At 67.3% G+C, this 9,111-nt stretch carries 5 protein-coding genes; 4 read left to right on the top strand and 1 reads right to left on the bottom strand.

Annotation, left to right across the window (positions count from 1 at the left end; genetic code table 11):
* Nucleotides 1-311: 311 nt before the first annotated feature.
* A complete protein-coding gene (locus FMM79_RS19590) occupies nt 312-1,055 on the bottom strand; it encodes a hypothetical protein (RefSeq protein WP_148629218.1) in 744 nt (247 codons plus the stop codon).
* Between the two features lie 352 nt (nt 1,056-1,407).
* Here FMM79_RS19590 and FMM79_RS19585 point away from each other — a divergent pair, with 352 nt between their 5' ends.
* From FMM79_RS19585 to FMM79_RS19570, 4 genes are all read left to right on the top strand, one after another.
* Nucleotides 1,408-1,824 (top strand): hypothetical protein, encoded by a 417-nt coding sequence (locus FMM79_RS19585; protein WP_148629217.1) that lies wholly within the window; start codon nt 1,408-1,410, stop codon nt 1,822-1,824.
* The gene (locus FMM79_RS19580) at nt 1,824-2,561 is read left to right on the top strand and encodes a cellulose synthase operon protein YhjQ/BcsQ (protein WP_148629216.1); all 738 of its coding nucleotides are present in this window, start codon (nt 1,824-1,826) and stop codon (nt 2,559-2,561) included. Before FMM79_RS19585 ends, FMM79_RS19580 begins: the two co-directional genes overlap by 1 nt.
* A complete protein-coding gene (gene bcsA, locus FMM79_RS19575; protein ID WP_148629215.1) occupies nt 2,558-7,027 on the top strand; it encodes a UDP-forming cellulose synthase catalytic subunit in 4,470 nt (1,489 codons plus the stop codon). The genes FMM79_RS19580 and bcsA overlap by 4 nt, the downstream gene beginning before the upstream one ends.
* The coding region (locus FMM79_RS19570) for a tetratricopeptide repeat protein (protein ID WP_148629214.1) at nt 7,024-9,111 on the top strand (2,088 nt) is incomplete at its 3' end. The genes bcsA and FMM79_RS19570, both read left to right, overlap by 4 nt.

Here is a 9,111-nt window from a genome sequence, read left to right as displayed (position 1 = left end):
AAGGGGAGGCAACCGTTAGCCGACGCCTTAATCCTTTACGGGATGAAGCCGAGGGCGACGTTGCCTGGTCGAAAACGCGCGAAAACGGAAAAAGCCGAAAAATCAGACAGGTTGGTCCGAGGGCCATCGCCTTCCCCAAACGGTCCGGCGTACCTATTGGATGCCGCGCTGGCTGAGAAGGACGAGGTCGCCCATTCTGCGGTCCAAGGGGCGATGGCCCTTTGGACCGCAGTTTGCTTCTTTCCGTGACTTCGCAATTGCATAGACATGCAGGCGGCTACGATTCGCCTGCCGTGCCCCTCATCTGCGCGTCAGCGGCGCAGCAAGCTACCCAGCCAGGCGAAGAAACGGCCGATTCGCGCCAGAAGCGAGTCGCTTTCGGGGGCGGAAATCTCTTCGGCCTGCATGCGCGCACGCAAGGCATGGCCGGAGGCCGAACGCACCGGTGCCAGCTCGGCTTCGACCTGCGGCGCGAAAACGGCCTGGGGCTCGGACTCAGCCTCAACAGGAGCAGGAGCCACCGCTGCGAAAGCAGGTTCGGGCTTGGGAGCCGGACGGATTGCCGCAACCGGTTCGGGAGCAGGTGCGGGCGTCGGGACGGGCTGAGCGCTCGGCGCAGCCTTTGCGAACAGCGAACCGTAAGCGGCTTCGTCGAGCCCCTGCTCGTCCTCATCCTCGCCCGCGTCCTCGAAGGCTGCAGGGAACGGATCGCGACCGAGGACCGAGCCCTCGCCACCCAGCGCACCGAAACGCGGAGTCGGGCTGGATGGCGCAGGGGCATCCACAGGCGCTGCGGGCATGTAAGCCGCGGGCTCGGGGGCCTGCGGGGCCAAAGCTGCGGGAGCAGGGGTGTTCAGGCTGATCGAATCGGCCGCGTCGACGGGCGTGAGGCCCTGCACACGGACCGGACGTTCCATGGGAATCGCTTCGCCGAAGTCCTGGACCGCGACCATGTCGAGTTCGCGCAACGCGTCGCGACGCTCGCTGTCGTCGAGCATGAGCACCGGCTTCTTGCGCGGCCGGCCACCGGATCGCTCCGAACGTCCCATCTTCATCAATCCTCCGTAAGAGTACCGATCCGAAGCGACTTCGGACTCGCAATCGTCGGTTTCCTGCGGCCCATCGAGAGGCGGCAGCAAGTCTTCCGGCGCGTAATCATCCACGCCGTCGTCCCAGTCGAACGTTGAAAAGTGCTGGACGTCCACGGTCCTCGTTCACGTAGCTAGCAAGGTGTAGACTCGTCTAGCGCCGAAGGTTTAGGATTTCCTTACAGCCTTAAGGTATTCGTATATAAGTGCCTTCTGAGGGCGGCGAGCCCCCCTCGCGGTTGGCACACTTGCGGAAAAGGTTAAGTCATTTGTTAACCATTAAGTGCCAATCCCTAAGAGCACTTACAGGGGGCACCGCATGAGAGTTGACGCTTCAAACCTTCTGAATCGGCTCGGCCGTCAGGACTTTTCCTACAAGGAGTTCGAGGACCGGTTCACCGAGCTGGAGCTGTGGCCGATGCTCGAGGCTCTGCTCAAGGACCCGCGCCTGCTCGAACTCGACGGCGCGGCGGCCAGCGGCGCAGCGGCCCCTGCACCGGAAAGCCTGCCGAGCGCGCAGACGCAGGCGGCCGAGTTCGTCCCCACGCCGCCGCGCCCGGCCGCGCCTCCGGCTCCCGAACCCGTGGCCACCGATTCGATCAGCGCCCTGTTCCGGCGCTATGAAGGCCCCAACGCGGCTGCGGCCCCTGCACCGCCTGCTCCTGCTGGATCGGGCCAGGACGTGCGTGCCATGCTGCGACACCTGTCCGAGCTGGGTTCGCGAGGAGAAATCTGATGGCCCTCATCGTCTGCCATTCGCCCAAGGGCGGCACCGGCAACACCTTCCTCGCCGCGCACATGGCGCTCGGGCTGGCCGAAGCTGGAGCCGACGTGACCGTGCTCTCCATGGCCGCGCACGACACCCTTCCCTTCCACTTTGCGCTGCCCCCCTCGACCACGCTGTCCGCGCTCCATGCCTCGAGCGAGGATTCGGTGGTGGTCTCGGGGATCGACCTGCGCCACGCGCGCACCGCACCCAAGGATCCCGACTTCATCCCGATGCTCAAGGATCTGGGCTACTTCCAGACCGGCCGCGATCGCACGCTGATCCTCGATGTGCCCTCGTGCGAGCGCAACCTTGCGCGGCGCCTTGTCAACCACGCCTGCGCGCACCTGTGCGCGCTCGACACCGCGCCCGAGACGCTCGCGCTGCTGCCGCAGATGTTCGACGAGGCGGGCAAGGGCGGCCTGTCGCGCACGTCCTTTGTGATAAACCGGCTCGATGACACTCGCCGCCTGGCCCGCCACAACGCCGCCTTCGTGCGCGAACTGATGGGGCCGCGCCTGATCGGACGCATCCGGCTGGACGAATCGGTCCCCGAATCGATAGCGATGCTCCAGACCCTGGCGCGCTATGCCCCCTCCAGCGCCGCGCTCGCCGACGTGCGCCGGCTGGTCGACATTGTCCTTCCCGCGCTCGACACCGACATCAGCATCTGGTCCGGCGCGAAGAGCTCGAGCTACGCTGCATGATCAAGGCGCTGACGTCGACGCGCGCGCTGCGCTACCTCGCCCTCATCCCCATCTTCTTCATCGCGGCGGTGGTGATCGCAGTGCCGCTGGACGGGACCGCGCAATGGGTCTGCGCCGGCGTCACGATTGCCGGCGCGGTGGCGCTGCGCCGCTGGAAGAGCCCGCGCGGTGGCCTGGCGCTGGGCCTTCTCGCGATCCTCGTCTCCACCCGCTACATCGTGTGGCGCACGACGCAGACGCTCTCCTTCGGCACGCTCCCCGAACTCGCCTTCGGCGGCGTCCTCTACCTCGCCGAGCTCTACGCCTGGGTGATCCTCATGCTGGGCTTCCTGCAGACCAGCTTCCCCCTCGAGCGCCCGGTGATCGAGCCCGAGGGCGATCCCGAGGACTGGCCGACCGTCGACATCTACATCCCGACCTACAACGAGAGCCTCGAAATCGTGCGCAACACCGTGTTTGCCGCGATGGATCTCGACTATCCGGTCGACCGCTATCGCGTGTTCATCCTCGACGATGGCAAGCGTGCGGAATTCCGCGCCTTCGCCAAGGAAGCGGGCTGCGGCTACATCACGCGCGACAACAACCTGCACGCCAAGGCGGGCAACCTCAACGCGGCCATGAAGAAAACCGACGGCGAACTCATCGCGATCTTCGACTGCGACCACGTGCCGACCCGCGCCTTCCTGCAGCTGACCATCGGCTGGTTCCAGAAGGACAAGCGCCTCGCCCTGATCCAGACCCCGCACCACATGTACTCACTCGACCCGGTGCAGCGTAACCTCGCCTCGACGATGGGCGACATGCCCGGTGAAGGCGACCTGTTCTACGGCCCGGTCCAGGGCGGCAACGACCTGTGGAACGCGACCTTCTTCTGCGGCTCTTGCGCGATCATCCGCCGCGAAGCGCTGGAAGAGACCAACGGCTTTGCCGGCGAGACCGTGACCGAGGACGCGCACACCGCCCTCAAGCTCCAGCGCACCGGGTGGAACACCGCCTACATCAGCGCGCGCCTCTCCGCAGGCCTTGCCACCGAGCGCCTCGTCCTGCACGTCGGCCAGCGCATCCGCTGGGCGCGCGGCATGACGCAGATCCTGCGCATCGACTGTCCGCTCTTCGGCAAGGGCCTCACCTGGCAGCAGCGTCTGTGCTACCTCAACGCCATGCTGCACTTCCAGTACCCGATCCCCCGGATCGTGTTCCTGACCAGCCCGCTCGCTTACCTCATGTTCGGCCAGAACATCATACAGGCCTCGGCCTCGCTGATTTTCGCCTACGCCATGCCCCACCTCTACTGCTCCTCGGTCGCCAACGAGCGCACGCAAGGCTCGGACCGCCGACCGTTCTGGGGCGAGGTCTACGAGACGATCCTGGCCTTCCACCTCGTCAAGCCAACGGTGCTGACCTGGCTCCAGCCGCGCAAGGGCAAGTTCAACGTGACCGACAAGGGCTCGCTGCTCGACAAGACCTACTTTGACTGGGCCATCGTCAAGCCGCACCTGATCTGCGTCGGGATCATCGTGGCCGGTATGCTCATGGCCATCAGCAAATGGGCCTTCTTTCCCTACATGTTCAACATCCAGACCGATACGCTGGTTCTGAACCTGGCTTGGGCGACCTTCAGCCTGATCATCCTCATCGCCGCGATCGCGGTGGCGCGCGAGACGCGCCAGGCCCGCCAGGACATCCGCATCCCGGTCAAGCTCCCGGTCAGCGCCTACCTTGAAGGCGGGCACGTGGTACCGGCCACCACCCTCGACATCTCGATGGGCGGCGCGGCGCTGGCCTTGCCCGAGGAATTGCCCGTGAAGGACCGCTCGGTACGTCACATCACCATGTCGATGGGCAACGAGGTGCTGTGCATCCCCGTCGAGACGAAGCGTACCCAGGGTGCAAACACCTATGTGCGCTTTGAAAAACTCGATATCATGGCCGGACGCCACCTCGTGCGCGCCGTCATGGGCCGGGCCGACGCCTGGCAGCCTGTTGCTCCCCGCGAATCCGTTACCGGACTTCGCTCACTTGCGGATATCATCTTGGTCGACCTGGTTACCCTGAAGCGCATGTTGCGCCTCAATTTCGCCGAGCGCCGCGCGATGCGCCAGGCCGAGGCGGACAACGACAACCCTGCGTCGAGCGGCGGCGACACGCAAAAGACGAGCGCGAGCAAGGCCGAGACAAAGACCAAGGATAAGCAAAAGGGCAAGGCGGCCCGGATCGCCAAGGCCGCCGCCATCACCGGGGCCTTGCTCTTGGGCACGGCGGGCATCTTCTTCGGCGCCAGCCAGGCCCATGCCGCCACGGCCAGCGAGAGCGAGGCCAGCCCGGCCGCGCTCGAAGGCGATAGTGTCACCGACCGCCTCACCTTCGAGGACCTGCGCGTCACCACCCCCATCCGCCTGCTAGGCACCCAGGGCGAAATGGGCATTCCCTTCGGCATGCGCCAGGACCGCGTTGTCACCGAGGCCACGCTCGTCCTGCAAATGGCCTGGTCACCCTCGATGCTCGACGACCTCAGCCAGCTGGTGGTGATGCTGAACGGCGAGGTGGTGGACACGCTGCGCCTCACGCGCGCCAACGCCAAGGGCCGGATCGTGCGCATAAAGGTAAACCCGGCGCTGTTCCTCCCCGGCGACAACCAGCTCAACCTGCGGCTCATCGGCCACTACGCGCGCGACTGCGAGGACCCGTTCCACTCCGCGCTCTGGGCCAATATCTCGAACACCCGCTCGTGGCTCGATGTCGAATACGCACGCCTCCCCTACAAACCCGACCTCGCCCGCCTGCCGCTGCCCTTCTTCGACAAGGGCCAGAACATGCCGCTTGACATGCCCTTCGTCTTTGCCAGCGCGCCCGGCCGCGGCGAACTGGAGGCGGCGGCCGCCTCGGCGTCCTGGCTCGGCTCGCTTGCCAGCTACCGCGGCTTCACCTTCGAGCCGGTCATTGGCGCCCTGCCCAGAGGCAACGCCATCGTCTTCCTCAAGAGCGGCCAGTCGCTCCCCGGCCTTGAAATCGCGCCCGCGCAAGGGCCCAGCGCGGCGGTCGTGCGCAACCCGGCCGATGCGGGAGGTACGCTGCTGGTCCTGATGGGCCGCAACGACGGCGAATTGCGCCTCGCCGCCTCCGCGGTTGCCATCGGCAAGGGCGTCTTTGGCGGTTCGCGCATGAATTTCGAGGGCGTGCGCATCCCGGTCTGGGACCGCTACAGTGCCCTGCGCTGGGTCTCGACCCAGAAGCCGGTCAAGCTGGGTGAGATCATGGAGCCCTACGCGCTCCAGGGCATGGGCATTCGCCCCGGGCCTATCTCCGCCCGCTTCCGCGTCGCACCCGACCTGTTCTTCTGGCCGCGCCAGGGTGGCCGCCTGAACCTGGGTTACCGCTACCCGGTCGCCAAGTGGATGGACCGCCGCGCCTCGCGTCTCGACGTCTCGCTCAACGGCCAGTACCTCAGGACGCTGGGCCTGGGCGGTGACTGGTGGGATGGCCTGCTGGGCAACGCCAGCGCCAAGAGCCACGATTCCGAGGCCACCCTGACCCTGCCGCGCTACACCATGTTCGGGCAGAACCAAGTCACCTTCGACTACAACATGATCATCGCCGACAAGAAGAAATGCACCGGCACCCTGCCCGAGAATGTGCGCGTCTCGGTCGATCCCAACAGCACGATCGACCTTACCTCGGCCTACCATGCGATCCAGATGCCCGACCTTGCGACCTTTGCCAGCGCGGGCTTCCCCTTCACCGTCAGCCCGGACTTGTCCCAGACGACCGTGATCATGGGCGACAAGCCAAGCCCAGCCGCAATCCGAGCTTTCCTCGAGTTGATGGGCCGCTTCGGCGATTCCACCGGCGTGCCAGCCACCGCGGTCACCGTGGCCACCGAGGTTGATGCCGATGCCCTTTCCGCACAGGACGTGCTGGTCATGGGCGACACCGCGCTCGCGGGCCACGAGGAACTCTTCGAAGGCTCGCCACTGCGCTTTGCAGGCGGGCGCCTCTCGGTCTCCGAACGCTCGATGTTGCAGAACGTCGCCGCGCTCTTTGGTGGCACCGAGCGCGACGATCCGATGGCAGCCGAACCCGTGATCTACAACGCGCGCGGCTTTTCCGGGATCGTCAGCTTCCGTTCGCCCTTTGCATCAGACCGCACCGTCGTCGCGCTTCTGGCCGACAGCGGCCCGGCCCTGCCCGAGCTCGTCGAGGGCATGGGCGATGCCAAGATCAACGCCATGATTCAGGGCGACCTTTCGGTTACCGAAGGCGATGGCATGGCCAGCTTCGCGCTGGGCGAGCGGTACTGGAGCGGTTCCCTGCCGTTCTGGATGAAGATCGCCTACTGGATCAGCCAGCGCCCGCTGCTCCTTGGCTTCTTTGCGCTCGCGCTTGCCATCGTGCTCGCCAGCCCCGCCTATTTCTACTTCCGCCGACAGGCCCAGCGCCGCCTCGGCGCCGAGGACGACAACGCATGATCGAGCCCCGTGTCCCCTTCCCGACGCGTAGTCGCGCCCTGCGCACGGCGGCCCTTGCCGCGCTGCTGGGGGGCTGCGCCGTGGGCTCGGTCCTCCCAGTCGCCGCCCTCGCGCAGGACGATGGGGTTGCCGCGCTGATCGAGCAGGCGAAATACTGGCGCTCCAAGGGGCGCGAGGACCTCGCCCAGCAGGCCCTGCGCCGCGCCCGCGCCATCGATCCCGACAATCCTGCGATTGCCACGGCGGCCCGCAACGCCCCCGCCCCGGCTTCGACACCGGCCCCGGCGGCCAAGACGACACCTTCGAGCCCGACCCGCACCAGCGCGCCCAGCGCCGCGCCGCCCCGCCGCGCCGCGCCAGCTCAGACCAGCGCTGCCGACCGTGCTGGACGCGCCCGCGTGGCTGGCTTCGAGGCACTCGAAGCCGAACGCCTTGAGCAGGCCGCGACCGAATTCGAGAAAGCGCTCGCCGTAAACGCGCGCGATCCCGACGCTCTGGGCGGGCTTGGCATCGTGCGCCTGCGCCAGCAGAGGTTTTCCGAGGCCGCCGACTTGCTCGAGCGCGCCTCGCGCGCCGGAAAGGCCAGCCAGTGGGCCGAAGGGCTCGCTTCCGCACGCTACTTTGCAGGCGTGGAAGAAGCCCAGGACCTGCTCGACCGGGGCCAGCTGGGCGCTGCCCAGGCCCGCGCCGAGGAACTGGTGCGCTCGGACTATTCCGAACCGGCCCCCGCGCTGGAGATCCTCGCCCAGGTCTACGAGCAGCAGGGCCGCTACGCCGACGCTGCCGACCTCTACCGCCAGGCCGCCGAAGGCCCCAACGCCGACGAGAACCGCCTGCAGATGCGCGCCGCGCGCGGCCGGGCCCTTGCCGCCGCCGAGCGGGGCGATGACACCGGCGCTGTCCAGGAGTTCCAGGCCGGGCTCATGGCCGATCCCGAGGACCCGTGGATCCGCTACGAGTTTGCCGAATACATGATCAGGCGCGGGCGCATGCCCGAGGCGGAATCGCTGCTGCGCTCGCTGGTGAGCATCGGCGCGCCCGACGCGCTCTATGCCGCCGCGCTTCTCAACGAGGACCTGGGGCGTCCCGCCGAGGCCGAGCGCCTGCTTTCGATGATCCCGGAAACTCAGCGCACGGCCCCGATGCGTACGTTCGCGATCGGGGTGAAGACCGACGCGGCGATCACGCGGGCCCGGGCCCTCGCCCAGAGCGGTCAGCGCGAACAGGCGCTGGGCTCGCTGCGCCAGCTGGGTGAGATGCGCGCCATTCCAGTGGGCAAGCAGGCCGCCATCGCCAGCGCCCTGTTCGAACTGGGCGACCAGGTCGGAGCTGCCGAGGTCGCCCAGCGCGCGCTCAACGGCGAAGTGACCGACCTTGGCGAATACGAGGGTCTGATCGGCGTTCTCGTTCAGACCGGCCGCGACGACCTTGCCCAGGCTGCGCTCCGGCGTGCCGGGCAGATGGCCGGCTCCTCGCCGCAGGGCCAGCAGGCCTATGGCCGGATGCAGGCGACGCTGATGATCGGGCAAGCCGACCGTGCGCGCCTTGCCGGACGCTACGCCGAAGCCTTCGACATTCTCCAGAGCGCGTACAGTTCCGCGCCCGACAACGTCGAGATCCTCGCCGGGCTCGCGCGCCTCTACGAGAACGGCAACATGGCGCCGCGCGCTGCGCAGGCCTGGCAACTGTACCTCGCCAAGAAACCGGGCGACAAGGATGGCCTGATCGGCCTTGCCCAAAGCGCCCAGCGCGCGGGCGACGGCAAGCTCGCCGACGACGCGGCCGACGCGCTGCTGCGCTCCTACCCGCAGGACTACCAGGTCTACATGGCGCTCGCCGATGTTGAGCGCGTCGCGGGCAACGAACGCAAGGCGGTGCGCTACCTCAAGGAAGCGCGCGAGCTCTACGCAGGCCAGCACAACGCGACCAGCGTCGTGGCTCTGGGCGGCAATCCCTTTGCCGGAATGCAGAACCAGGCCGGAGCCAACCCCTTCCGCAACCAGGGCCCGGCCATGGCACAGCCCCAGCCGGTCAACCCCTTCGCGCTGGGCGGCGGCACGCGCCTTCCCGCCCCTTCCTACGCC

This window comes from Novosphingobium sp. BW1 (genome assembly GCF_008107685.1).
In the GTDB taxonomy this organism is placed as follows: domain Bacteria; phylum Pseudomonadota; class Alphaproteobacteria; order Sphingomonadales; family Sphingomonadaceae; genus Novosphingobium.
The sequence above is the reverse complement of the archived record's forward strand: the minus strand, read 5'-3'. Positions and strand labels throughout refer to the sequence as shown.

Coding starts and splice junctions, on each gene's coding strand:
- FMM79_RS19590 (WP_148629218.1), bottom strand. CDS start 1,055: ATGAAGATGGGACGTTCGGAGCGATCCGGTGGCCGGCCGCGCAAGAAG.
- bcsA (WP_148629215.1), top strand. CDS start 2,558: ATGATCAAGGCGCTGACGTCGACGCGCGCGCTGCGCTACCTCGCCCTC.
- FMM79_RS19580 (WP_148629216.1), top strand. CDS start 1,824: ATGGCCCTCATCGTCTGCCATTCGCCCAAGGGCGGCACCGGCAACACC.
- FMM79_RS19585 (WP_148629217.1), top strand. CDS start 1,408: ATGAGAGTTGACGCTTCAAACCTTCTGAATCGGCTCGGCCGTCAGGAC.